General features: G+C 72.1%; 20 protein-coding genes and 1 pseudogene. 4 read left to right on the plus strand and 17 right to left on the minus strand.

What is annotated here, in order from left to right; all coding sequences use genetic code 11:
- Positions 1–8 precede the first annotated feature (8 nt).
- Complete coding sequence (locus tag ACH4KB_RS12485; protein WP_398065925.1) at positions 9–1,058, minus strand: iron-siderophore ABC transporter substrate-binding protein; 1,050 nt, start codon at positions 1,056–1,058, stop codon at positions 9–11.
- A 295-nt stretch (positions 1,059–1,353) separates the two neighbouring features.
- Positions 1,354–2,343, minus strand: coding sequence for a hypothetical protein (locus ACH4KB_RS12490; protein ID WP_398065926.1), 990 nt, complete (start codon positions 2,341–2,343; stop codon positions 1,354–1,356).
- Positions 2,344–2,501: 158 nt separating this feature from the next.
- Between ACH4KB_RS12490 and ACH4KB_RS12495 the strand changes: the two genes are divergently transcribed.
- Positions 2,502–2,720, plus strand: coding sequence for a hypothetical protein (locus ACH4KB_RS12495; protein ID WP_398065927.1), 219 nt, complete (start codon positions 2,502–2,504; stop codon positions 2,718–2,720).
- Here ACH4KB_RS12495 and ACH4KB_RS12500 read toward each other — a convergent pair.
- A complete protein-coding gene (locus ACH4KB_RS12500; RefSeq protein ID WP_398065928.1) occupies positions 2,714–3,529 on the minus strand; it encodes a helix-turn-helix transcriptional regulator in 816 nt (271 codons plus the stop codon). The two genes, ACH4KB_RS12495 and ACH4KB_RS12500, sit on opposite strands and share 7 nt — an antisense overlap.
- A 116-nt stretch (positions 3,530–3,645) precedes the next feature.
- Here ACH4KB_RS12500 and ACH4KB_RS12505 point away from each other — a divergent pair, with 116 nt between their 5' ends.
- Positions 3,646–4,086, plus strand: a complete 441-nt coding sequence (locus ACH4KB_RS12505; protein WP_398065929.1) for a hypothetical protein — start codon at positions 3,646–3,648, stop codon at positions 4,084–4,086.
- A 253-nt stretch (positions 4,087–4,339) separates the two neighbouring features.
- Here ACH4KB_RS12505 and ACH4KB_RS12510 read toward each other — a convergent pair whose 3' ends face one another.
- Positions 4,340–5,683 carry a PLP-dependent aminotransferase family protein gene (locus ACH4KB_RS12510; protein ID WP_398065930.1) on the minus strand — a complete coding sequence of 448 codons (1,344 nt, stop codon included), beginning with the start codon at positions 5,681–5,683 and terminating at the stop codon, positions 4,340–4,342.
- A 216-nt stretch (positions 5,684–5,899) separates the two neighbouring features.
- Between ACH4KB_RS12510 and ACH4KB_RS12515 the strand changes: the two genes are divergently transcribed.
- The gene (locus tag ACH4KB_RS12515; protein ID WP_398065931.1) at positions 5,900–6,544 is read left to right on the plus strand and encodes a LysE family translocator; all 645 of its coding nucleotides are present in this window, start codon (positions 5,900–5,902) and stop codon (positions 6,542–6,544) included.
- Here the strand turns inward: ACH4KB_RS12515 and ACH4KB_RS12520 are convergent, their stop codons facing one another.
- The 8 genes and pseudogenes from ACH4KB_RS12520 to ACH4KB_RS12555 form a co-directional block, all read right to left on the minus strand.
- Positions 6,545–7,603 (minus strand): vWA domain-containing protein, encoded by a 1,059-nt coding sequence (locus ACH4KB_RS12520; RefSeq protein ID WP_228921420.1) that lies wholly within the window; start codon positions 7,601–7,603, stop codon positions 6,545–6,547.
- Positions 7,604–7,774: 171 nt separating this feature from the next.
- Positions 7,775–10,291 (minus strand): collagenase, encoded by a 2,517-nt coding sequence (locus tag ACH4KB_RS12525; protein ID WP_398066068.1) that lies wholly within the window; start codon positions 10,289–10,291, stop codon positions 7,775–7,777.
- 443 nt (positions 10,292–10,734) lie between these two features.
- Positions 10,735–11,766 carry an ABC transporter ATP-binding protein gene (locus ACH4KB_RS12530; protein WP_398065932.1) on the minus strand — a complete coding sequence of 344 codons (1,032 nt, stop codon included), beginning with the start codon at positions 11,764–11,766 and terminating at the stop codon, positions 10,735–10,737.
- Positions 11,763–12,836 carry an ABC transporter ATP-binding protein gene (locus tag ACH4KB_RS12535; protein ID WP_398065933.1) on the minus strand — a complete coding sequence of 358 codons (1,074 nt, stop codon included), beginning with the start codon at positions 12,834–12,836 and terminating at the stop codon, positions 11,763–11,765. Before ACH4KB_RS12535 ends, ACH4KB_RS12530 begins: the two co-directional genes overlap by 4 nt.
- 1 nt (position 12,837) lies before the next feature.
- On the minus strand, positions 12,838–13,824 hold the full coding sequence (locus tag ACH4KB_RS12540; protein WP_398065934.1) for an ABC transporter permease: 987 nt from the start codon (positions 13,822–13,824) through the stop codon (positions 12,838–12,840).
- Positions 13,821–14,792, minus strand: a complete 972-nt coding sequence (locus tag ACH4KB_RS12545; protein ID WP_398065935.1) for an ABC transporter permease — start codon at positions 14,790–14,792, stop codon at positions 13,821–13,823. The genes ACH4KB_RS12540 and ACH4KB_RS12545 overlap by 4 nt, the downstream gene beginning before the upstream one ends.
- Positions 14,793–14,812: 20 nt before the next feature.
- Positions 14,813–16,558 (minus strand): ABC transporter substrate-binding protein, encoded by a 1,746-nt coding sequence (locus ACH4KB_RS12550; protein WP_398065936.1) that lies wholly within the window; start codon positions 16,556–16,558, stop codon positions 14,813–14,815.
- Positions 16,559–17,388: 830 nt separating this feature from the next.
- A pseudogene (locus ACH4KB_RS12555) lies at positions 17,389–17,592 on the minus strand (M24 family metallopeptidase); the annotation flags it as partial.
- 125 nt (positions 17,593–17,717) lie between these two features.
- Between ACH4KB_RS12555 and ACH4KB_RS12560 the strand changes: the two are divergent.
- On the plus strand, positions 17,718–18,428 hold the full coding sequence (locus tag ACH4KB_RS12560; protein WP_018957032.1) for a GntR family transcriptional regulator: 711 nt from the start codon (positions 17,718–17,720) through the stop codon (positions 18,426–18,428).
- A 234-nt stretch (positions 18,429–18,662) separates the two neighbouring features.
- Here the strand turns inward: ACH4KB_RS12560 and ACH4KB_RS12565 are convergent, their stop codons facing one another.
- Genes ACH4KB_RS12565 through ACH4KB_RS12585 form a run of 5 tightly spaced genes read right to left on the minus strand, consistent with a single transcriptional unit; the run spans position 18,663 to position 24,154 of the window.
- Entirely contained in the window at positions 18,663–19,637 is a 975-nt protein-coding gene (locus ACH4KB_RS12565; RefSeq protein ID WP_398065937.1) for an ornithine cyclodeaminase family protein, read from the minus strand.
- On the minus strand, positions 19,634–20,758 hold the full coding sequence (locus ACH4KB_RS12570) for a proline racemase family protein (protein ID WP_398065938.1): 1,125 nt from the start codon (positions 20,756–20,758) through the stop codon (positions 19,634–19,636). The genes ACH4KB_RS12565 and ACH4KB_RS12570 overlap by 4 nt, the downstream gene beginning before the upstream one ends.
- Positions 20,755–21,756, minus strand: coding sequence for a proline racemase family protein (locus ACH4KB_RS12575; protein WP_398065939.1), 1,002 nt, complete (start codon positions 21,754–21,756; stop codon positions 20,755–20,757). Before ACH4KB_RS12575 ends, ACH4KB_RS12570 begins: the two co-directional genes overlap by 4 nt.
- Before the next feature lies 1 nt (position 21,757).
- A complete protein-coding gene (locus ACH4KB_RS12580) occupies positions 21,758–22,672 on the minus strand; it encodes a dihydrodipicolinate synthase family protein (protein ID WP_398065940.1) in 915 nt (304 codons plus the stop codon).
- A 9-nt stretch (positions 22,673–22,681) separates the two neighbouring features.
- Positions 22,682–24,154, minus strand: a complete 1,473-nt coding sequence (locus ACH4KB_RS12585) for an NAD(P)/FAD-dependent oxidoreductase (protein ID WP_398066069.1) — start codon at positions 24,152–24,154, stop codon at positions 22,682–22,684.
- Between the last annotated feature and the right edge of the window lie 107 nt (positions 24,155–24,261).

Consider the following 24,261-nt stretch of genomic DNA (forward strand, 5'->3'; position numbering starts at 1 on the left):
TCCGGAAATTACTTGCCGGCGGTCTTGACGGCCTTGTCGATGATCGGCAGGTAGCGCTCGATCGTCCAGGGCACGGTCAGCGGGTTGATGATCGAGGAGGCGGTGACGAAGGAGTTGTCGTTGCTCGCGACGACGGCGCCCTTCTTGATCGCGGGAATCGCGCCGTACAGCTTCTGGCCCTCGATCTCCTTGCGGTTCTTCTCGTCCGTGTAGAACGTGAAGACGAGGTCGCTGTCCTTGAGCTTCTCGGCGTTCTCCAGGCCGATGAGGGCCGAGTCGGTGCCGGGGGTCTCCTTGAAGCCGTTGACGACCGGGTCGACCTTCAGGCCGAGCGAGGAGACCATCTTGACGCGCTGCTCCTCGGGCTTGAAGACGCCGAGGGTGCCGGGGCCGGAGTTGTAGATGTAGGAGAAGGTGACGTCCTTGTAGTTCGGCCGGGTGGCCGCGGCGTCGGCGAGCTGCTTCTCGATCTTCGTCTTGAGACCGTTCGTGTCCTCGGTCCGGCCGAGGGCCTTGCCGATGATGTCGATCTGCTGGTCCCAGTCGGTGCTCCACGCCTGGTCGGGGTAGGCGACCGTGGGGGCGATGTCCTTGAGCACGTCGTACTGCTTCTGCGTGATGCCCGACCAGGGGGCGAGAATGACGTCCGGCTCCAGCTCGGTGATCGCCTCGAAGTCGATCTCCTCGCCGCCCGTGAACTGCTTGGGCAGCTTGTCGCCGGACTTCTTGACGGCCTCGTTGATCCAGGGGAGATAACCGGACTTGTCGCTGCCCCAGGGGTAGCTCTCGATGCCGACCGGGGTCTGGCCGAGGGCAATCGCGGTCTCGGCGGAGCCCTGGCCGAGGGTGACGATGCGCTCGGGCTTCTCCTCGATCTTCGCGGTGCCGAGCGAGCTCAGAATCGAGACGGGGAAGGCGCCGCCGCCCTTCGCCGAGTCCTTCGCCCCGTCCTTGTCGCCGTCGCCGTCCGAGGAGCAGCCGACGAGGGCGACGGCGAGGGCGACGGTGGTGGCCGTCGCGGCGAGGGTGTGGCGGCGCACGCGGGTGAAGCCGAGCATGGAGGGTCCTCAGGTTGGCCGAGCAAAGGAAGGTTAGGCAAGCCTAAGCCAGAGAGGTCGACGCCTCAACAAGACCCCTCCCGTACCGCCGGGCACAGGGGCCCCACAGCGGGGCCGGCGGACCTCCCGCCCCGTCTCGGCGCGTCGCCCCGAGGTGGAGCGGATCCGTGGACTGGCCCCGCGGGCAGGGCTGTTGGTCATCGGGACGGTGGGTGGGCCCCCTCCGCCCGCCCGGCGGGACGCGCTCCGCCCGTGTGCTGATCGTTATGGACCCACCCGGGGCGCACCGGCAAGCTCAGTGTCCGTGCTCGGCGGATTCCTCGTTCTCCGGCACGGGCTCCCCGGCCGCGGCTCCCCCGGCGTGCACGGTGAAGGCGGCCGTACGGACCTTCCCCTCGTGCCGGAAGTCGAGGAAGAGGCGGTAGGCCCCCTCGCTCGGGGCGGTCGCGGTGAAGGAGACCTCCGGCCCCGGCTTCGTCCGCCCGTCGCCCGGTTCGCCGTTCGGGTGCACGTGGAGATAGGCCAGGTCTCCGGCGCGCAGCGCGACGAGGTGGCCGTACGCGCCGAGGTGGGGCTGGAGGTCGGTGACCGGCTTGCCGTCCTTCTCGACCTCCAGCTTCAGCTCGCTGCCCGCGCCGGGGCGCAGCGCCCCGTCGAGCGTCACCTCGTACCCGTCGACGGTCACCGTCCGTTCGGCCTCCGGCAGCGCCTCGGGGCGCGCGTCGCCCGATACGGCGAGGTCCGCGCCCAGGGTGACGCCCTCGGCGTTCTTCACGTCCGGGGTGAAGTCGGCGAAGATCCGGTAGCCGCCGGCCTCGGGGAGCTCGACGGGGGTGGACCAGGTGCCGTCGGCGGCCCGCTCGGGGTGCAGGTGCCGATAGGTCGTGAGGTCGCTCGACGCCACGACCAGGTGCAGTTCCTTGTCGTGCTCGCGGCGGAAGGCCGTCACCTTGCGGGAGGAGTCCTCGTCCACGACGGCGAAGCGCAGCTCGGCGGGCTCGCCCGCCTCCACGCGCGGGGTGTTGAGATCGAGGGTGTAGCCCCCCTGGGAGATCTGCAGGCCGCCCGGAAGCTCCGGGGTTTCGCCCGCGCTCTTCTCCGCCGCGCTCTTCTCCGCCGCCCCCTCCTCCGCGGCCGGGCGGCCCTTCGCGCCGTGACCGTCCCGTCCGTGGGACGGCGCGTTCTCGGCGACAGCGGGATGCATGGCTCCGCCCACCGCGTACGCCGATCCGAAGGTCGCCGCGAGCCCTGCGGCGAAGGCCGTGATCTTGAGACCGGTTTGCATGGCTCACTCCTCGTCAAGGTCGCCGGGGCGCGACCACTCACCGCCCAAGATACCCCCCAGGGGTATGAAGTCAACCGGAGGGCGACCTTGCGGTGGGGGCTCGGGGCAACAAGAATCCCGCTCACCGGCTCGGCCGAAGCGGATGGGAGCAGATTTCCATGGGGGCATTCGTCGCACTGATGACGGGACTGGGCGGGGCGGCCGTGTGGTGTGCGGTGGTGCTGGTCCGACGCGGGCGCCGCGGGTCGACCGAGAACGCGGACGGGTTGCTGATCGAGCAGGCGGCGCGGCTGCGGGCGCAGCAGATGAAGACCGACGGACGGGCCTTCCGTGCCCACCCCCACGGGGACGGAGGCTCAGGACAGCGCCGTCACTGACCCCCGGGGCCCATCGCCGCCAGGGAGCGCAGTAGCGCGTCCGTCTGCTCGTCCATCGGGAAGAACGACTCCACCGCGAGTTCCGAGAGGGTCACGTCGGCGGGGGCGCCGAAGGTGGCGATCGTGCTGAAGAACGCCATGTCGCCTAGCGGCGTGCGGATGCGCAGCGGGACGACGATGCCCGTCGGGTCCACCGGCCCGGGGTCGGTGTCGAGGTCCGGCGGGGCCGGGTAGGCGGACACCTCCTCGTACAGCTCCCGCAGATCGCGGTGGCCGGTGGTGTCGGCCTGGTGCCGCAGTCGGCCGAGGGCGTGGGCGCGGACCTGGGCGAAGTTCAGGCACTGGGAGGCGAGGCCCTCCGGGTGGAGGATCAGCCGCATCACATTGCCGCCCGACTCCGTCAGGTGCGGCGGCACGGTGCCGAGCAGGAGGGACATCGCGTCGTTGCGGTCGACGATGTTCCAGAGCCGGTCGATCGCCGCGGCCGGATACGGCTCGTGGCCGGCCAGCATCGCCCTGACCGCGGAGCGGACCATGGCCATCCGCTCGCTGCCGAGCGGCGACTCCCGGTAGGCGGGGGCGTAACCGGCCGCCAGCAGCAGGCCGTTGCGGTCCCGCAGCGGAACGTCGAGGTGGTCGGCGAGGCGGAGGACCATCTCCCGGCTCGGCCTGGCACGGCCGGTCTCCACGCAGGAGAGGTGCCGGGTCGAGGAGTCCGCCCGCAGCGCCAGGTCGAGCTGGCTGAGCTTGCGGCGGCGGCGCCACTCCCGGAGCAACAGGCCCACCCGGGGCGGTTCTTCGGTCTCCATGACCTCACCGTATCCGTGGCCCGCCGTCCACGCAGCCATGACCTGGGAGGTCATGGAGTGCGGGCCCCTGCGCGTGGCACGGTGTCACCGACCCCACCGGCCGAAGGAGATCCGAGATGACGTACACCCTCGCCCCGTCCGCGACGGTGGCTCCCGCACGGGACGCCGCCCGGTTCCTCCGTCTGGTGCTGCGCGTCGACAGTGTGAGCACCGCCGTGATGGGCGTCGTGCTCGTCGCGGCCGCCGTGCCGCTCGGCTCCGCGACCGGGATGCCGGTGGCCTTCGCCGTGGCGTTCGGGATCTTCCAGATCGGCGGGGCGGCCTCCCTCGCACTGATCGCCGGCTATCCGGTGATCCCGCCCGCCCTGGCCAGGACCGTCGTCGCCGTGAACGCCCTGTGCGCGGTCGGCTGCGTGGTGACGGCTTTCGCCGACTTCGTGCCGCTCAGCGGGTTCGGAGTGGTGTTCATGCTGATCGGCGCCCTGATCGTGGCGGTCTACTCCGCGCTCCAGTACACGGGGCTGCGGAGGATGACCGGGGCGCCCTCGCCGCGGTAGGGCCTCTCGGGGAACGGCCGTAGTCGCCCGCCCGGCAGACGGCTGCTCCCAGGGCCCGGCGTGGGCCTCGCCGGGGCCTCCCCGGCCGCCTCCGGCCCCCCTCGTCCTCGCCGCGATGCGGCGCCGGGCGGCCGGCCCAACCGGGCGACCGCGTCCGCCCCGTGCGGCCGAGACGTGCGCGGACGGCCGCCGGACTGTGCGACCGGATGGCGACCGGATGGCGACCGGATGGCGACCGGATGGCGACCAAGCCTCACTCCCCCGCGAAGTCCTCCGGAGCCGACCGGGCGAGGTCGGCGAGGGTCGCGAGGGAGCGGGAGAGGGTTTCCCGGGTGGGTGACGCCAGGCCGAGGCGGATCGCCTGCGGGCCCCGGTGTCGGCCCGCGGCGAACGCCGCGGCCGGGGTCACCGCGATGCCGTGCCGCGCGGCGGCGGCGACGAAGGTGTCGGCGCGCCAGGGGCTGGGCAGCTCCCACCAGCGGTAGTACGAGGAGGGGGCGCCGCGGGTGCGGAAGTCGCCGAGGTGCCGGTGGGCGATCTCCTGACGGGCCCCCGCCTCGCGCCGCTTGGCCCGTACGAGGACGTCGACGGCGCCGTCCGCCTGCCACTGCGCCATCGCCTCCAGCGGGAACCGCATGGGCGTCCACCCTCCGGAGCGCAGGGCCCCCGCGACCCGGCCCGCCGTCGCGGCCGGGGCCACGGCGAATCCCAGGGACAGCCCCGGGGAGAGGCGTTTGGAGAGGCTGTCGACGAGGACGGTCCGCTCGGGGGCCCGCGAGGCGAGGGGCGCCACGTCGTCCCGGAGGAAGGCCCAGACTGTGTCCTCGATCGCGTGGATCCCCGAGGTCAGCAGCACGTCCGCCAGGTGGTCGAGCCGCCGCGCGGGCATGGTGAGCGACAGGGGGTTGTGGAGAACCGGTTGTACGTAGACGGCGTGCAGCGGGTCCGCGCGGTGCGCCTCCTCCACCGCCTCCGGGATCAGCCCGTCCCCGTCCATGGCCAGGGGCACGAGGGTGACGCCGAGCCGGGCGGCGATGGCCTTCAGCACCGGATAGGTGAACTCCTCGACGCCCAGCCGGGCGCCCGGCCGGGTCAGCGCGGCGACGGCGGCGGAGATGGCCTGCCGGCCGTTGCCCGCGAACAGGAGCCGCTCCGGGTCGGGCCGCCACCGCCCGCGCGCGAGGAGATCGGCGGCGGCCTCGCGGGCTGCGGGGGTACCGGCGGGCCCGACCGGGCGGAGGACCGACTCCAGGCGGTCGGCGCGCACCAGCTTCTCCAGGCCGGCGGCGAGCAGCCCGGCCTGCTCGGGGACGACGGGGTGGTTGAGCTCCAGGTCGACCCGGCTGTCCGCGGGCTCGGAGAGGGCCGGGGCGGGAGCGGGAGCGCCGGGCGCCTCCGTGACGAACGTGCCGCGTCCGACCTGGCCGACGGTGAGGCCCCGGCGGGCCAGCTCCTGGTAGACGCGGGCGGCGGTGGAGTCGGCGATGGCGTGCCGCCGGGCGAACTCCCGCTGCGGAGGCAGTCGTTCCCCTCTCTTCAGCCGCCCCGTCGCGATCTCCTCCGCCACCGCGTCGGCGACGGACCGGAAGTCCTTCACGGGCTTCGTCTCCCTGGTAATCGGTTTCACCTCCCTGATGAACAGCGTCGAATCCCTGGCGAGCGGCATCCAAGCACGTCATTGCACCGAGAGCAATGACACCTATTGAACCGAGCAGAACGGCGACCCTAGACTCCGATTGCACCGAGTCACGGGCGGTCGGAGCGCCGGGCGCCGGAACCGACCGGCACCACCTGAACAGAGCGGCGGACGAAGATGGTTGAGCTCAGCGGGGTGCTGGGGGTCGCGATGGTCGCCCTGGGCATGGTGCTCACCCCGGGCCCCAACATGATCTATCTCGTCTCCCGGAGCATCACCCAGGGGCGACGCGCGGGCGTGGTCTCCCTGGGCGGCGTGGCGGTGGGCTTCCTGGTCTATCTGTTGGCCACCAATCTCGGTCTTTCGGTGGTCTTCCTCGCGGTGCCCGAGCTGTACGTGGCCGTGAAGCTGGCCGGCGCCGCCTACCTGGCCTATCTAGCCTGGAACGCCCTGAGGCCCGGGGGCGTGTCCGTCTTCGCCCCCGAGGAGCTGCCGCACGACTCCCCGCGCAAGCTGTTCACGATGGGCCTGATGACGAATCTGCTCAACCCGAAGATCGCCATCATGTACCTCTCGCTCATCCCGCAGTTCATCAGCCTGGAGGCGGGAAACGTCCTGCTCCAGGGCTTTCTGCTGGGCTCCGTCCAGATCGCGGTGGCCCTCACCGTCAATCTGGGCATCGTCCTGGCGGCGGGAGCCATCGCCGTCTTCCTCGCCCGCCGCCCCTCCTGGCTGCGTGCCCAGCGCTACCTGATGGGCACGGCGTTGGGCCTGCTCGCCGTGTCGGTGGCGGCGGACACCTCGGCACCGGCCAGAGCGTGATCAGACCATGATGAGCAGGCGCGTATCGGCCTTGAGCTTCCTGTTCACCGAACGGCTCTGCACATAGACCTCCAGCTTGGGGTTGTTGCCCGCCTTCACGGAGACGGTCCCCCGGACTCCCGCTCCGAACAGGAGGTTGCGCGCCGCCTCGCCCGTGTAGGCGCGGTCGGTGTCCTTCTCGACGACGATGACCTCCTTGTCGGGCTGCACCTGCACTCGGGTGCCCAACTGGTAGTAGCAGGAGCCGCGTTCGTAAGTGACTCCCGGATGCGAGTCGACGAAGGCGCGGATCTCCATCTCCTTGTCGACCTTCAGCAGCCGGTACTTGTCGGCCGCGACCGGTTCGAGGTTGGCCCGCACGTCGTCGACCGATATGTCCTGGCCGACGGCGAACAGGTTCTTCGTGCCGCGCACGCCCTGCTCGCGACCGCGCAGGAAGCTGGTGGCGGCGGCGCGCACGGTGCCGATCGCGTCCTCGACGCCCTTCTGGGAGTCCGCGTCCCAGATGGCGATGTTGCCGGCCGGGAAGCCGTAGTTCTGGGCGGTGCGCTTCGCCAGGGAGTTCGGGACGAGGATCGCGGAGGTCCAGTGCCCGGGAAGTCCGTTCATCTTCGCGGTGATCCGGTCGAGCCAGGGGCCGAGGATGGTCATGTCGCCGTCGTGCCGGCGGTCGCCGCCGGAGGCGTTCTCCTCGCCGTCCGTCACCACGATCTGGAGGAAGCTGTGCTCGCCGTACTCCTCCCAGATGTGCCCCAGGTCGTCCAGGGACTTCAGCGAGGCCTCGATGAGGGCGGTGGCGCCGTTGTTGACCTTGTACAGCCCCCGCATGGACGGGAGATGCTTGACGTCCATGTCCCAGACCAGGTTCTCCACCCGGTGGTCGAAGGAGTAGAGGCTGATCCGCGTCTCATGGCCGAGGCTGTCCGACTCGGCCTTCAGCCCCGCCACGAACTCGTCCACGACGCGGATGAGCTGACTCTGGTGCTGGTACATGGAACCCGAGGCGTCCACGACCAGAGCGACGTGATTCACCTTGTGCTGGATCCTGTTGGCGGACATGGTTCTGCTCCTTCGTCCGGTGCTCCCCGGTGCTCCCCCGAGTGATGCTTCGACTCTATGGGGAGGCACTGACAACGCCCTTCGGCCGACGGTCACCCGCCCCCGGGGCACGGCCGAGCCGGGGCCGGCGCCGATGGCGCCGACCCCGGCCGGGGGGGGTGAAGCAGCGGATCAGTACGCGGTGGTGACGGTGGCGCCGCTGAAGGCGGCCGCCGCGTGGAGGCTGATGTAGTTGGCGCCGGACGGCGGGTTGCTGATCGTCAGGGTGTGGGAGTTGCCGGCGCCGGTGGCCCGGTTGGTGTGCGAGCCCGTGGTGGCCCAGGTGCGGTTGCTGTAGTAGAGGTCGGCGTTGCCGGTGCCACCGCTGACGGTGATCTTCAGCGTCCTGGTGCCGGCCGGGATGTTCAGGTAGTGGTAGGCGTAGTTGCCGGTGGTGGCGGAGAGGTTGCTGCGGCGGCAGTTCTTGCCCAGCACGCGGATGTCGGAGGCGGTGCACTCGCCGACGGTGGAGCCGCCCGTCACGGTGACCGTCCGGATGGTGGTGGCCGTGGCGCGCTTGTCGTCGGTCACGGTCAGCCGGACGGTGTAGCTGCCCGCGGCTCCGTAGGTCTTGGCGGGGTTGGTCTGGGTGGAGGTGGTGCCGTCGCCGAAGTCCCAGGCCCGGGAGGCGATGGTGCCGTCGGCGTCGGTGGAGCGGTCGGTGAGGGTGACCGTCAGGTCCTTGACCGCCGCGGTGAAGTCGGCGGTGGGGGCCTGGTTGCCGGGCTGGCCGCCGCCACCGCAGTCACCTGCGGCGCACGCCGCCAGCCAGGTCTTCCAGTCGCTGTCGTAGCGGGTGCCGATGGTGCTGGTGAGGTAGGTGCGGGCCGCGCTCCACTCGCCGGCGCGGTAGTGGGCGAGCACCTGGTCCAGGTCGGCGGGGTGCTTCTCCAGCATGTACCGCACGGCGAGGTAGCCCCAGCGGTACACCCGGTTGGGGTCGTGGCTGTAGTCGGTGCTGAAGAGGGTGGACAGGGCGTAGGTGCCCTTGCCCGCCTCGGTCATCGCCGCCGTGTAGGGCTCCTGGCGGTAGTGGTAGGAGATGTACTCCGCGAAGCCCTCGACCCACCAGATGGTGGGGGTGGTCATGTTGTCGGCGAAGTCGCCGTACATGGTGAAGCGGCCGTCGAGGTAGTGGGTGTACTCGTGGTTGAGGTTCCAGATGTGGAAGTCCGGTCGCAGCCACTCGGCCTCGTAGGCGATGAAGCGGGGCTGGTTGCCCACGACGGAGGGGTCGCCCTCCAGGTACATGCCGCCGTTGTTGGTGTCGATCCCGTACATCGCGCCGGCGTAGGTCTGGTAGTCGGCGCTGGAGTCGTAGGCGATCACCTCGATGGCGGTGTTGTTGTCGTCGGCGACCGGGCCGTTGTCCTTGGCGACCCGGTGGAAGTAGGCGTCCTGCTCGATGAGGCTGGTGCAGCTGGCGCTCAGTTCGGCGGACGTCATCTGCTGGGCCAGGATGCGGATGCTGGGGCTACAGGTGTGGCGGACCGACAGGACCTCGCGCTTCAGGCGCTCCTGGAGGTCGCAGACGCCGTACGTGGCGCAGTTCGCCTTGTCGTAGTAGTCGGCCATCTCCGCTATGCCCACCCAGAGCGGGGCCGTGGGGCCGGTGATGGAGGTGTCCCGGAGCAGGGCGGTGGCCAGCGGCCGGGCCTTGCCCCGCAGGCTCGTGTGCTGGAGGAAGCGGCCGAGCTCCCGTCCGGCGTTGGAGGTCAGATACGCGTGGTCGCCCTCCAGCAGCGTGAGGTGGTCGGCGGCGAAGCGGTGCAGCGAGTCGATGAGGCTCGGGTCCGACTCGACGGCGCTGACGAACGCGGGCACCTGGTGGCCCCGGAAGGTCACCGTGTACACGTTGTTGAGCGCGGCGAGCATCCGTGAGGACGCGTTCCAGGAGGAGTCGTAGGCGGCCAGCATCCGCTTGACGACGGGGATGTACCGGGCGTTCTCCTGAGCGCTGTCGATCAGGATGACCGCCTCGGAGAGCGTGTCGCCGTTGTCGTCGGTGACGTCGCGCGACCGGGGGCTGGCGAAGAACGCGTCGAGGCCCGAGCGGATGGCGGTCCGGAGGGTGGGCCCGTACGGTCCGACGACGTCCGGGTTGTACCACTGCACGTAGTACCCGGCGCGGAGGTACAGCACGAGCTGCGGGATGCCGGTGCTCCCGTCACCCGGGTAGTAGGCGGCGTTGTCGCGCAGCGCGTAGGCCACGGAGGTCATCTGGGCTTCGCGGAAGGCCAGTTGAGCGTTGCTGCCGGTCAGGCTGAACAGGGTGTTCACGCACTCCGTGGTGGACGCCCTGATGAAGCGCACCAGCTCGCTTCCGGTGCGTCCGGTGAAGTCGGCCGGGTCGCACGCGGCGGCCGCCTTCGCCGAGGACGTCTTGCCCGTACTCTGCTTCGACGGGGCGTCGTGCTCCCCGTAGGCCTCCTTCAGGGGGGACTTGTCGGCGCTCAGCGGGGGGAGCTGGGACGCCTTCAACCGGTCCTTGGCCTGGTGGCCGGTGTCCGAGGTGGGGGACTGCTGCGCCTGCGGCGCGGGGTCGGCCGACCCGGCGGGGCGGGACGGCTGGGACGCGTTCGATGCCGTGGCGGCCGAAGGGGAGTTCGGCTGCGCCTGGGCCGGCTGCGCGAGCAGCGCGACGCTCATCGCCCCGGCGAGAGCCAGGGGCAGGACGGCACCCACACCTCGGCGGACGAGTGTGGTTCTCACGTTTTTTCCTCCCATGAGGGATCGGAGGCACGCGCATGCGTGACCGATGGGATGTACAGGGCGTGGGACAGGGGGTGTTGTCGTGCCGTGCCGTGTCGTGCCGTGCTGTCGGCCGGACGGAATGGGGTCGATGCCCGGAGTTGACATGCCCACGCCCTGTGACATGTACAATGGCACAGGTCACACATCACTGGGAAGGCATGTGACGGAATCCGATACGACTTTCCGGTGAACGCGACCCGGCGGGGAGGGGCGGCCCGGCGGGCGGAGGCGGCCCGGCGGGGAGGGGCGGCCCGGCGGGCGGAGGCGGCCCGGCGGGGAGGGGTGGCCCGCCGGGGTTGGGACGGCCCGCCAGGGTTGGGACGGGCCGCCGGAGCCTCTCAGCCCGTTTCGGGGAAGTGGCAGGCCGCCGTACGCGCGCCGGAGCCCACGACCTGGAGCAGCGGCCGCTCGGTACGGCACACGGCCTGCGCCTTGGGGCAGCGCGGATGGAAGCCGCAGCCGCTGGGCGGCGAGGCCGGGCTCGGCGGGTCGCCGAGCAGGAGGATTCGCTCCCGGCGGCGCTCCGCCGCCGGGTCGGGCAGCGGGACAGCCGAGAGCAGCGCCCGGGTATAGGGGTGCGCCGGCCTGTCGTACAGCTCGCGCTTGTCGCCGATCTCGACGATGCGGCCCAGGTACATCACCGCCACCCGGTCGCACACCCGCTTCACGACGGACAGGTCGTGGGCGATGAAGAGGAACGACAGGCCCAGTTCCTCGCCCAGACGCTCCATCAGGTTGACGACCTGGGCCTGCACGGACACGTCGAGCGCGGAGACCGGCTCGTCGGCGACGATCAGGCGGGGGCCGGTCGCCAGGGCGCGGGCGATGCCGATGCGCTGGGCCTGGCCGCCGGAGAACTGGTACGGGTGCCGGTCCAGGTGTTCGGAGCCCAGCCCCACCAGGTCGAGCAGTTCGGCGGCCCGGTCCCGGGCCGCCCCGACCGTGGCCCCCTGCACGAGCAGGGGTTCGGAGATGATCCTGGCCACGGTCTGCCGGGGGTTCAGGGAGGCGTGGGGGTCCTGGAAGATGATCTGGAGGTGCTGCCGGACCGGCCGCAGCTCGCGCTGGGACAGATGCGTGATGTCGCGGCCCTCGAACTCGACGGTTCCCGCGGTGGGTTCCAGGAGCCGGACCAGCATCCGGCCCGTGGTGGTCTTGCCGCAGCCGGACTCTCCGACCAGCCCCAGGGTCTCCCCCGCGGCCAGCTCCAGATCGACGCCGTCCACCGCGCGGACCGGAGCGGCGGCGCGGCCCAGGACGCGGCGCCCGGGGAACGTCTTCACCAGGCCGCGTACGGACAGCAGGGGCGCGGCTCCAGCCTCCGTAGAACGCGCCGTCGGGAGAGGGGATGTGGAGAGCGTGGGTTTCATCGGGCCTCCTCGGCCGGTACGGGGGCCCCGCCGGGCGGACCGGGGTGCGGGGCGGTCGGGGCGGCCGGCAGGGGCAGGTGGCAGGCGACCAGCCGGCCGCCGCCGGGCACCACCCCGGGACGGGGGCTCTCCCCGGCACAGCGGGCCCGCTCCCGGGCGGTGGCGGCGGCCGCCCGGGGGCAGCGCGGCTCGAAGGGGCAGCCGGGTCTCGGCTCGCCGGGTGACGGCGGGGAGCCGGGGATCGCGCGCAGCGGTGCGTCGTCCCGGTCGTCCAGCCGGGGCAGGGAGTCCAGGAGGCCACGGGTGTAGGGGTGCGCGGGGCTGTGGAACAGCTCCTCCACCGGGGCCTGTTCGGCGCCGCGCCCGCCGTACATGACGAGCACCTCGTGGGCGACGCGGGCCACCACGCCCAGGTCGTGGGTGATCATCAGCACTCCGAGTCCGCGTTCCTGCTGGAGCCGGGCGATCAGTTCGAGGATCTGCGCCTGGACGGTGACGTCCAGCGCGGTGGTCGGCTCGTCGGCGACGAGGAGTTCGGGTTCGCAGGACAGGGCCATTGCGATCATGGCGCGCTGGCGCATGCCGCCGGAGAACTGGTGCGCGTACTCCCCCGCCCGGCGGGCCGGTTCGGGGATGCCGACCTCGCCGAGCATCTCCACGGCTCGTCTGCGCGCGACGCGCCGGCCGCTGCCGAAGTGGTGGCGGTGGGCCTCCGCGATCTGTTCGCCGACGGTGTACGCGGGGTGCAGCGCGGACAGCGGATCCTGGAAGACCATGGCCATCCGGCGACCGCGCAGCCGGCCGAAGCGGCGGTCGGTCAGGCCGATGAGCTCCTGTCCGGCGAGGGTGATCGATCCGCTCACGTGGGCCCGGCGGTGCAGACCCATCACGGCGAGGGAGGTGACCGACTTGCCGGAGCCGGATTCGCCGACGAGACCCAGGGTGCGGCCGGCCTCCACGGTGAAGGAGACCCCGTCGACCGCCTGGACGGTTCCGGTGGGGGTGTCGAAGGCGACCCGCAGGTCGTGGACGCGCAGCAGGGGGTGGTCCGGTTCGGTGGTGGGCGGCACGTCAGTTCCTCACCCTCGGGTCGACGACGGCGTACAGGAGGTCGATGACGACGTTGGCCGCCACGATGAAGAAGGCGGCGAGCAGGGTGACGCCGAGCACGACGGGCTGGTCGGAGCGTTGCAGGGCGTCGTAGAAGAGCCTGCCGACGCCGGGGATACCGAAGATGGACTCGGTGATGACCGCTCCGGCCAGCAGGGCGCCGAGGTCCATGCCGAAGAGCGTGAGGACCGGCATCATCGCGGACCGCAGTCCGTGTTTGACCACGACGGTCCGGGCGGGCAGGCCCTTGGCGCGGGCGGTCCTGATGTACGGCTGCGCCATCGTCTCGATCATCGAACTGCGGCTCTGGCGGGCGTACATGGCGGCGTAGAGCAGGGCCAGGGCGATCCACGGCAGCAGCAGGTTGGCGGCCCAGGCGAGGGGGTCGTCGGTGAGCGGGACGTAGGCGGGATAGGGCAGCAGACCGGTCAGCCGGACCAGGCCGTACAGGAGCATCACCGCGGTGAAGTAGACGGGCAGGGACGCGGTGGCGACCGCGCCGACCATCAGGGTGCGGTCGAGCAGCCCGCCCTTGCGCAGGGCGGCCGTCACCCCGGCGCTCAGCCCGAGCACCAGCCACAGGCCGGCGGCGCCGAAGGCCAGGGAGACGGAGACGGGCAGGCGGTCCATCAGCAGGTCCCACACCGGCAGGGCGTTCTCGTAGGAGTAGCCGAGGCAGGGGAAGCCGCATTGCAGCGCGTGGGGGCCGCTGCCCAGCTCGCGGCCGGCGAAGATCCCGATGAGGTAGTCGCCGAACTGTCGGTGGACCGGCTGGTCGAGCCCCATGAAGTGGCGTACTTCCGCGAGGCGCTCGGGGCTGCACGTCTTGCCGCAGGCCGCCGAGGCGGGGTCGGCGGGCAGCAGGTAGAAGATCACGAAGGTGACGGCGCAGATGGCGAGCAGGACGCCGGCCACGCCGAGGAGTCTGCGGACCAGGTAGGCGATCACGGGCGTCCTCCCTGGGGGTCGAGGATGTCGCGCAGCGCGTCACCGAGGACCGTGAAGGCGAGGACGGCGACGAAGAGGAAGACGCTGGGGACGATGAAGTACATGGGGTCCGTCTCGTAGTAGGCGACGGCCTCGGCGATCATCTGGCCCCAGGAGGGGGTGGGCGGGCGCACGCCCACCCCGAGGAAGCTGAGCGCCGCCTCCGTGCTGATCATTCCGGGGATCAGCAGCGTGGTGTACGCGATGACGGGCCCGGAGATGTTGGGCAGCACCTGCCGGGTGAGAATGCGCCAGGGCCCGCTGCCGCAGGCGCGGGCGGCCTCGACGAACTCGCGGTTGCGCAGGGAGAGCGCCTCGGCGCGCACCACGCGGGCGATGCCGGGCCAGCCGAAGACGCCGATGACGACGGTCATCAGCACGACCCGGTTGACGTCCTGGGCCACGGACATCATCGCGATCATGAAGATGAGCGAGGGGAAGGACATGGTGAGGTCCATCAGCCGGCTCAGTACGGTGTCGACGCGCCCGCCGAAGTACCCGGCGGTGATGCCCGCGGCGGTGCCGGTGACGACGACGATCGCGGTGGCGGCGAAGGCGATCAGCAGGGACACCTGCGCGCCGTGGACGACGCGGGCGAACAGGTCGCGGCCGGTGACCGGTTCGACGCCGAGCCAGTGTTCAGCGCTGATGCCGCCGAGGGCGCCGTGGGGCAGGCCGCCGAGGTAGGGGTCGATGGCGTCGGCGTCGAAGGCGGTGGGCGACCAGCCGCCCATGCGGCTGAGCAGGGGCGCGGTGAGGGCGACCAGGATCAGCAGGGCGGCGGCGACCAGGGCGGTGCGGCTGCCCCGATCGCCCAACAGGCGGCGCCAGGTGGTCCGCCAGAGGGCGTCGGGCAGGGCGGGTGAGCCGGGTCCGCCGGCTGTCGGGGCGTCGCCCGGTCCGGTGGCCGGGGCGGTGACGATGCTCATGGGAATGCGTCCTCGTCCTCTCAGCCCTTGCTTCGGGACGGGTCCTTGAGACCGATCACGGCGAAGTCGAACTGGCCGGTCCAGGAGGGGTGTCCGAAGGCCCCGGCGATGTTGTCGCCGACGAGCAGCGGCTTGCGCTCCCAGAGCAGGGGGACGGCCGGGGAGGTGCGCTGGATCTCCCGGTCGAGCGCGGTCCACGCCTTGTTGGCGGCGGTCGCGTCGGCCATCTCGGCGATCTCGTCCATGCGGCGCTCGACGGTCTTGTCGCGGAACTGGGAGACGTTGCCCTGGTTCCCCTTGGGCTTGATGGTGCGGCCGTCGAAGACGAACGGCAGGAAGGTGGCGGCGGACGGGTAGTCCGGGCACCAGCCGCTGATGGCCATGTCGGGGGCGTTGGCGGTGTCGCCGATGGTGTCGTAGTAGACCGAGGGGTCGACGGTCTCGATCCGCAGCCGTATGCCGACCCGGGCCAGGCTCTGCTGGAGGGCCTCGGCGCGGGTCTTGTCCCCGGTGGACACGGTGATCGTCGTGTCAAAGCCGTCGGCCTTGCCCGCATCGGCCAGCAGCTTCTGGGCCTTCTTCACATCACCGGTGGCGGGCCCGCCGTGGACCGGGGCGGCGGCACGGCCGCCCGTGAGGGACGGCGGCAGATAGGCGGTGGCGACGTCGTTGAGGGCCGGGCCGCCGTTGGCGGTCACCTGGGCCTCCTTGTCGACGGCGTACTGCATCGCGAGGCGGAGCTTCGGGTCGTCGAACGGCGCCCGGGAGGTGTTCAGCGCGAGCATGTCCGTACAGCCGGTGCGCTCGGCGGAGAGCCGCTGCCGGATCTCCGGCTTCGGCAGGACCTTGGCGACGCTGGAAGGCTGGAGGTCGGACCACTCGACGGCGGAGGCGTCGGCGCCCGCGCTCTCGATGATCCGGTCGTCGATCTGGCCGCCCTTGAGTCCCTGGATCACGACGATGCGGTCGGGGTAGGCCTTGCGCACCGGGTCGGTCGCCGCGTCCCAGTGGGTGTTGCGGACCAGCACCAGCTTCTTGCCGCGTGCGTAGCTCTCGATGCGGTACGGGCCGGAGGAGAAGGGCCGCAGGTCGTACTGGACGCCCTTCTCGCGGGAGGCGGGCACGGGCGAGAAGGTGGGCAGCGTGACCGTGTAGGAGAACTCGGCGACGGTTCTGCGCAGCGAGAAGACGATGGTCCGGTCGTCGGGGGTACGGATCGAGTCGAGGTGCTTGCCGTCCAGCGGGCCGGCGTACCCCTCGGTGCCGGCCAGATAGCGCTGGGCGTAGTCGGGTCCGCCGGCGAGGTCGGGGGCGAAGGACCGCTCGACGTTGTACTTGATGTCGCGAGCCCGGATCGGGGTGCCGTCCTCGTAGACGAGGCCGGGTTTGAGGGTGAAGGTCCAGGTGCGGCCGCCGTCGGAGGATCTGCCGAGGTCGGTGGCGAGGTCGGGGACGATCTCGCTGCCCTTCTTCCCGGGTTCGGCGCGGAAGGTGGTCAGGGTGCGGTAGATCAGCCGGGTGCCGAAGTCCATCGTCGGCATGACCCAGTTGCGGGCCGGGTCCAGGTGGGCGAAGTCCTGGTTGGACAGCACGGTCAGGGTGCCGCCCCGCTTGGGCGTGCCGCCGATGACAGTGCCGGTCGCCACACCGGGCTGTCGCTTGTCCGGGTCGCGGTCGTCACCTCCCTGGGTGGTGCAGGCGCCCAGCAGGGCCAGGGCGAGCGAGGTGCTCAGGGATGCGGACAGCATCCGGGTGCGACGGGACATGGGTGCACTCCTCGTACGGGGAAGGGTCGCGGCAGAAGCGGTATCGGGCCGGAGGACAGAAGCGGGAACGAGCCGGAGGACAGAAGTCGGAACGGGCCGGGAGGACGAACGCGGGAACAGGCCGGGAGGAAAGGAGCGGCCCGGGAGGGCCCGGTGATCCGGGCGGCCGAGCGGCCCGGCGGGCGACTGCTTGCGGAACGCGAAGCGGAGTGGAGTGGAGTGGGGCGGAGTGGAGCGGAGTGGAGCGGAGTGGGCCGGGAAGATTGCGCCCGCATCCATGCTGTGTGACCCGTAACATAGTAATGTGAAATTGCACAGCCAAGCGGTGCGTCATCCCGTTACCGAAACGTGTCCACGACGTGAACCGCCCAGCGGCCCGAAAGGGTCAGCGACACGAGGGCGCTGACGGATGCTCACCCGCCCGCCGCCACGGCACCCTCCACTCACCCTCGAAGACCCTCGACGGAGACGCATGACCGCGCAGTCCCCGGCCCAGCCGCACACCGGCAGCCACGACCTGCCCGTCCCGGCCGCCCTGGACGCCTTCATGGCGACCGGCTGGGCGCCGCCCCCCTGCCCGCCGGCGCACAGGTCCCGGCCGCGCCCTGCTGCCGGGCCGCCTGGAGCGGCTGTCGGCCCGCTTCCCGGGTGAGCGGCTCGTCACATCCGCCGGGACGCTCAAGGTCCGCTCGAACGACACCGACCACCGCTTCCGCGCGCACAGCGCCTGCGTCCTGCACTGGATCCGCAACGACGGACCGCTCGACCCGTCCCAACTGCTGCTGCTCGACGCGGGGGTGGAGACCGACACCCTCTACACCGCCGACGTCACCCGCACCCTCCCGCTCGGGCGGCAGCGTCTCGTCGTCCGGCTGGAGGTGGAGCCCGGGCTCGACGGTGAGGACATGGCCCTCCTCCAGTACGCCGTCGAGACAGGTCTCCGCGCGGGCCCGCGCGCAGTCGTGCACGTCGATGCCGAGCGTGTGCCCGCTGCTGCACAGGGTGTAGCGGCGGCACAGACCGCTGTCGTCGGCGTCGAGGCGTGGATGGCCCGCCTGCTGGACAGCTGCCAGCTGACAGCGCTGACCTTGGATGACCGATGAGGCGTCGCGCAACGTGACATTGTATAGTGCGGTGCCACATCATTGAAGGGGAACGCATGAGTGAGCTGAAGTCCCGCAAACTCATCTCGGTGCAGGAGCATCTGCGCGACCAGGTCGCCAACGCTCTGCGTGCCGCGCTGATCGCGGGGGAACTCCAGCCCGGCGTGATCTACTCGGCGCCCACGCTCGCCGCTGAATACGGCGTCTCCGCGACGCCCGTGCGCGAGGCCATGCTGGATCTGGCCCGCGAGGGCCTGGTCGAGGCGGTGCGCAACAAGGGGTTCCGCGTCACCGAACTCTCCGAGCGCGACCTGGACGAGTACACCGAGATCCGTGCCCTCATCGAGATCCCCACCATCGGCCGCGTGACGCGCACCGCCTCCCGCGAGCAGTTGGAGGCGGTGCGTCCGGTGGCCGAGGAGATCGTGACCGCCGCGCAGGGCGGCGACCTGATCGCCTACCTGGAGTCGGACCGCCGTTTCCATCTCGACCTGCTCGCCCTCGCCGGGAACGCGCGCCTGGTGGAGACCGTGGCCGACCTGCGCAAGCGCTCCCGGCTCTACGGGCTCACCGACCTGTCCCAGGAGGGGTCGCTGGTGGGTTCGGCGCGGGAGCACACCGCGCTCCTGGACATCATGATCGCGGGGGACGCGGAGGGGGCCGAGGAGCACATGCGCCGCCATCTCGCGCATGTGCGGACCCTGTGGGCGGACCGGAAGCGGGAAGCCGAACGCGCCGCCCCGCCGCGCAAACTCGGCGCACGCTGACGCGAAGAGCGTACGGAGCCGGGCATGTTGACCCCGGGCCGCGCATAGTGACACCGAAGTCGGCGCGGAGTGACGTGCGTTGCGGCAGCAGCCCACGCGGGGCGGCATGTCCTGGCGTCGCCGAAGGCCGTGCGGAACACCTCGCGTGATGACGCCGAAGTCCGCGCGAGGCGGCGTGCGTTGACGTAACGATCCCGCGAGGGGCAGGGATTCGGGCCGGCGTCGGCGGGACTCTCAGCTCCGCTCCCTCGGCATCGCCTCCCTCGCCTCCTTCGCCTCCCTCGGCATCCCCTCCTTCCGCCGGTGGGCCGCGACGGCGACCACCAGGTCCTGCCAGCCCATCCCGCACGTCTTCACGACCAGCGGGCGATCTGCCGGGACGTCGCCCGCCGAGCCGTTCAGGTCCGCCAGGGTGACGAGGTCGCCCGGGGCGAGCGTGCCCTCGTGGACCGCCATGACGACGTCGCCCGCCTCGCGGAGGGCGGTCGCGCGGCTCTCCACCAGGACGGTGGCACGCCCCATCAGCACGCTGTCGAGCTCCCGCGCGTCCGGTTCGTGCGAGCCGACCGCCAGCACCACCGCACCGTCACGCACCAGCCGCCCGTCGACCACCGGTTCGCGCGCGGACGTCGCGGTGACGACGACGTCCGCGCGCCGCACCGCGGCCGCCGCTCCCCCGCCGCCCGCCATCAGACTCCGGTCCGCCCAGCCGGGCACGGGCCCCCCGCGCCGGGTGACGACCGTGACGTCGGCCACCGGTACATGGGCCCGTACGGCGGCGACGTGCCCCTCCCCCTGGGGGCCCGCGCCGAAGACCACCAGGCGCAGCCCCCCGCTCCCGCCGGCGAGCGCGCGCAGCCGGTCCAGACCGGCCGCGACCGAGACGGCGGGGGTGCGCAGGACCGTCAGCGCCGCCCCGTCCAGCTGGGCCACCGGCGTCAGGGTGGCGCTGTCGTGCAGGAGATACGTGGCGTTGATCCGCCGCAGTCCGCGCGCGGGGTTGCCGGGCGCGACGGTGGCGATCTTCACGCCGAACCAGCCGCCGGACTCCGAGGGCATGAGCAGCCCCTGCCCGTGGGCCAGCGGCACGACCGTCCGGGTCACGTCGCCGTCCGGTTCGAGCCCCCCGGCCAGCGCCGCCCGGATCGCGGCGACGGCCCCGGCCGGGCCGAGCGCGAACACGTCCGCGGCGTCGAGCGTCACTGTCATCGCAGCACGAACCCGGGTACGAGGGTGTCGTCGGGATCGACGGTGAAGCGGCTCGCTCCGGTGGCGTAGGCGGTTCCCGTCACGGCCGGGACGACCGCGGGGCGGCCCTGGACCGTGGTGGACCGTTCGATCCGGGCGCGGAAGACGGAGCCCACCACCGACTCGTGCCTCAGCTCGTCGCCGAGGCGCAGTTCCCCGGCGTCGGCGAGGAGCGCCACCCGGGCCGCGGTGCCCGAGCCGCACGGGGAGCGGTCGACCTGGCCGTCCGCGAACACCGTGACGTTGCGGTGGTGCAGCAGCCAGGTGCCGTCGGGCCGTTCGACCGGGGCGCCTGCCTCCTCGGTGAACACCGTCCCGTAGACGCCGGACAGCCGGGCGTCCTCGGGGTGTTCGGCGGCGTGGGCGGCGTTCAGCGCGTCGCGGATCTCGCGGCCGGCCGCGACGAGCGCGGTGACGTCCCGCGGCCGGACCCGCAGGCCGAGCCGGTGGGCCGGGAGCACGGCGTACATGGCGCCGCCGTAGGCGATGTCGACGGTGACGGCGCCCTGCGAGGTGGTCACCTCGACGCCGCGCGCGTGGACATGGCCGGGGACGTTGACGAACGTCACGTCCGCGACCCGGCCGCCGGCCGTGCGCACGCTCGCCGTGACGCGGCCGGAGGGGACGTCGATGACGACGTCCGTCGTGCCGTCGGCCGGCGCCGGGACCAGGCCGGTGGCGACCGCCCAGGCGCCGAGGGCGATCGTGCCGTGCCCGCAGGCCGTGGAGAAGCCGTCCTTGTGCCAGAAGAGGGCTCCGAGGTGGGCCCCGTCGTCGTCGGGCGGCACCAGGAAGGCCCCGTACATGTCGGCGTGACCGCGCGGTTCGCCGCACAGCAGGGCCCGGGTCCACTGCACCCCGGCGTCGGCGATGGCGGCCGTACGACGCTCCGCGACGGTGGTCCCGGGCCCGGTCACGGCCGACGGGGGCCTGGGCACGATCCGGAACGGTTCGCCCCCGGTGTGCCAGTCGACCGTGTCGATCGGCCCGGTGTACGCCGTATCGAACGGCCCGGTGCACGCCGTATCGATCGGCCCGGTGTACGCGTTCCCGATCGGCATGGTGTGCGGGTCGGCCGTCATACGGTGAATCCCGTCGGATAGGGGTCCGTGGGGTCGAGCAGGTACTGCGCGGTCCCGGTGATCCAGGCGCGGCCGGTGACGGAGGGCAGTACGGCGGGCCTGCCGCCGACCGTGGTCTCCGCCAGGATCCGGCCCGTGAAGCGGGAGCCGATGAAGGACTCGTTGACGAAGTCCTGTCCGGCCTTCAGCTTTCCCCGCGCGTGCAGTTGGGCCATCCGGGCACTGGTCCCGGTCCCGCAGGGCGAGCGGTCGAACCAGCCGGGGTGGATGGCCATGGCGTGCCGCGAGTGCTCGGCGGTCGAGCCGGGCGCCTCCAGGTAGACGTGGTGGCAGACGTCGATCGCGGGGTTCTCCGGATGGACCACCGGGTTCCGCTCGTTGATCGCCCCCATGACGGCCAGGCCCGCCTCCAGCAGCCGCCCCTTCTCCGCCCGGTCGAACGGGATGCCGAGGTCCTCGGTGCGCACGATGGCGTAGAAGTTGCCGCCGTACGCCATGTCGTAGCGGACCGGGCCGAACCCCTCGACCTCGACGACCTGGTCCAGCGCGTGGCTGTAGGAGGCGACGTTCTCCAGGGTGACGGACTCGGCGCGGCCGTCGCGCACGGCGACCCGTGCCGTGACGAGGCCGGCGGGGGTGTCGAGGCGGATGAAGGTCTCCGGTTCGACCGCCTCGACCATGCCCGTCTCCACCAGGACCGTCGCCACGCCGATGGTGCCGTGGCCGCACATGGGCAGGCAGCCGGAGACCTCGATGAACAGCACGCCGAAGTCGGCGTCCGGCCGGGTCGGGGGCTGGAGGATCGCTCCGGACATGGCCCCGTGCCCGCGCGGCTCGCACATGAGCAGGGTGCGTAGTCCGTCGCGTTCGGCCATGAACCGCTGCCGTCGTTCGGCCATCGTCGCGCCCGGCAGGACGCCCACCCCGCCGGTGATGACCCGGGTCGGCATGCCCTCGGTGTGCGAGTCGACCGCGTGGTAACAGACCTTGGAGCGCACGTCAGTTCACCCCCGCGTCGATGAGGGCCTGGGTGGCGGCGCGGACGACGGCCTCGGTCTCCGGGGCCAGGGTCTGCCGGGGCGGACGGCAGCCGCCGCCGGTCCGGCCGATCATGTCCTGGCCGAGCTTGATCGCCTGGACGAACTCGGTTTTGCTGTCCCAGCGCAGTACGGAGTGGAGCTGTCGGTAGAGCGGGAGCGCGGTGTCGAGATCGCCGGCGAGGGAGGCGTTGTAGAGGTCGAGGCAGGCGCGCGGGAAGACCTGGGGGTAGCCGGCGACCCAGCCCTTGGCGCCGGCGACGCCGACTTCCAGGAGGGTGTCGTCGGTGCCGATGATCAGGTCCAGTCCGGGGGCGAGTTCGTTGATGGCGTAGCACCGGCGGACGTCGCCGGAGAACTCCTTCACGCCCACGATGAACCCTTCGGCGTGCAGCTTGGCCAGCAGCTCCGGGCGCAGGTCGACCTTGGTGTCGATGGGGTTGTTGTAGGCGGTGACGGGGAGGCCGGCGGAGGCGACCATCGCGTAGTGCTCCAGGACGGCGCGGTCGTCGGCCCGGTAGGCGTTGGGCGGCAGGCACATGACGGCCTGGCAGCCGGCGTCCTTGGCGAACCGCGCGTGCCGCCTCGCCTCGATCGCGCCGTACGCTCCGACGCCCGGCATCACGGTGAAGCCCTCGGGGGCGTTGGCGACGGCGGTCTCCACGACCCGGTCGCGCTCCTCGTACGTCAGGGTCTGGTATTCGCCCAGCGAGCCGTTCGGGGCGACGCCGTGCAGGCCCTGTTCGGCGAGCCAGGCGACGTTGTCCCCGTACGCGCCGTGGTCGACGGCGAGGTCCTGGTCGAACGGGAGGCTCGTCGCGACGATGACGCCGTGCCAGGGCATGCGGGCGGGGAGGGAGGTGCGGTCCGGGTTCATGGGAACTCCTCAGCTGGGGTCGGGAGTGGGCTCGACGGAATCGGCGAGCGCACCGAGGGTGACGGGGGTCGCGATCAGCCGCTCGGCGGGGGCGTACGGCTGGTGGCGGGCGGAGACGAGGCAGTGGACGGCGGGCCCGCACATGCGGCCCTGGCACCAGCCCATGCCGGCTCTGGTCAGCTGTTTGACCTGCCGGTGGTCGGCTGCCGCACCGTCGGCGCGGGCGGACCGTACGACCCCCGCGGTGACCTCTTCGCACCGGCAGACCGGGGTGTCGTCGGTCAGCCACGCGGGCCAGGCCGGGGGCAGGGGGTGTGCCTGTGCCATCGCCCGTGCGAAGGCTCGGTGCCTGGCCACCGCCCTGCGCTCCGCGGCCGGGCGGCGGGTGCCGGGGCGGCCGGGGGCGGCGAGGTCGGTGAGCACCGAGACGGCAGCGAGATGGCCCTCGCTCACCGCGAGCGCGGCCCCGCCCACCCCACAGGTCTCGCCCGCCGTGTACAGCCCGGGCACCGTGGTGCGCTGTCCGTCGTCGACGGCGGCGGCCATGGTGCCGTCGCCCGCGTCGGCGAGGTCGCAGCCGAGCGGGAGGAGCAGGTCGAGCTGGGGGACGAAGCCCCAGCCGATGCCCACGGCGTCGGCCTCGATCCGGCGCTCGGTGCCCGGGAGCGGGCGCCCGTCGGCGTCCAGGGAGGCGGTGCGCACGACGGCGACCCGCCCCTGCGCTCCTTCGGCGCCGACAATCGCGGTGCGGGTGCGGACCGGGACGCGGTGCCGGGCGAGGGTGCCCGCGTACCGGGCGCCCTCGGCCCACTTGGCAGGGTTGCGCAGCAGCGCTGCGGGGTGGCGCAGCCAGACCGAGGGCGCCGCCGCCTCGCACACGGCGACGACCTTCGCCCCGCGGGCGGCGAGGGATGCGGCGACCGGCAGCAGAAAGGGGCCCGTGCCGCCGAGGACCACCCGGCGGCCGGCGACGACTCCGCCGCCCTTGAGCAGCGACTGGAGCCCGCCGACGGTGAGCACCCCGGGCAGGTCCCAGCCGGGGAAGGGGAGTTGGCGGTCGTAGGCGCCGGTCGCCACCAGCAGGGCCGGTGCGCGCAGCACGACAGTCCGCTCTTCGGGTGCCCGGCCGCGGTCCACGGCGTGGACGGTGAAGCCGTCCCCGTCCCGGGCCGTGGTCCACACGTGGTGGTTCAGCAGCAGTGTGAGCCGTCCGGTGCGCTCGTGGGCGGAGAGGGTGGCGCACAGCGCGCGGTAGGTGCTCAGCCCGTGGTGCAGATCGGCGGTCGGAACGGTTTCCCGCGCGAAGAGCGGGGGATGGCGCCAGAACTGACCGCCCGGGGCGGCGCCCGAGTCGACGAGAGCGACCCGCAGCCCGCCGTCCAGGGCGGTGGCGGCGGCGGCCATGCCGGCCGGGCCCGCGCCCACCACCACGAGGTCACGGGGCTCGCTCGACGCCACGGGATCACAAGGCTCGCTCGTCATCCCGAGGTCGCGGGGCTCGCTCGACGCCACAGGATCACGGGGCTCGCTCGTCATCCCGAGGTCGCGGGGCTCGCTCGACGCCACGGGGTCACGGGGCTCGCTCGTCA

It is taken from the genome of Streptomyces sp. NPDC017520, from assembly GCF_044329855.1.
Lineage (GTDB): Bacteria > Actinomycetota > Actinomycetes > Streptomycetales > Streptomycetaceae > Streptomyces.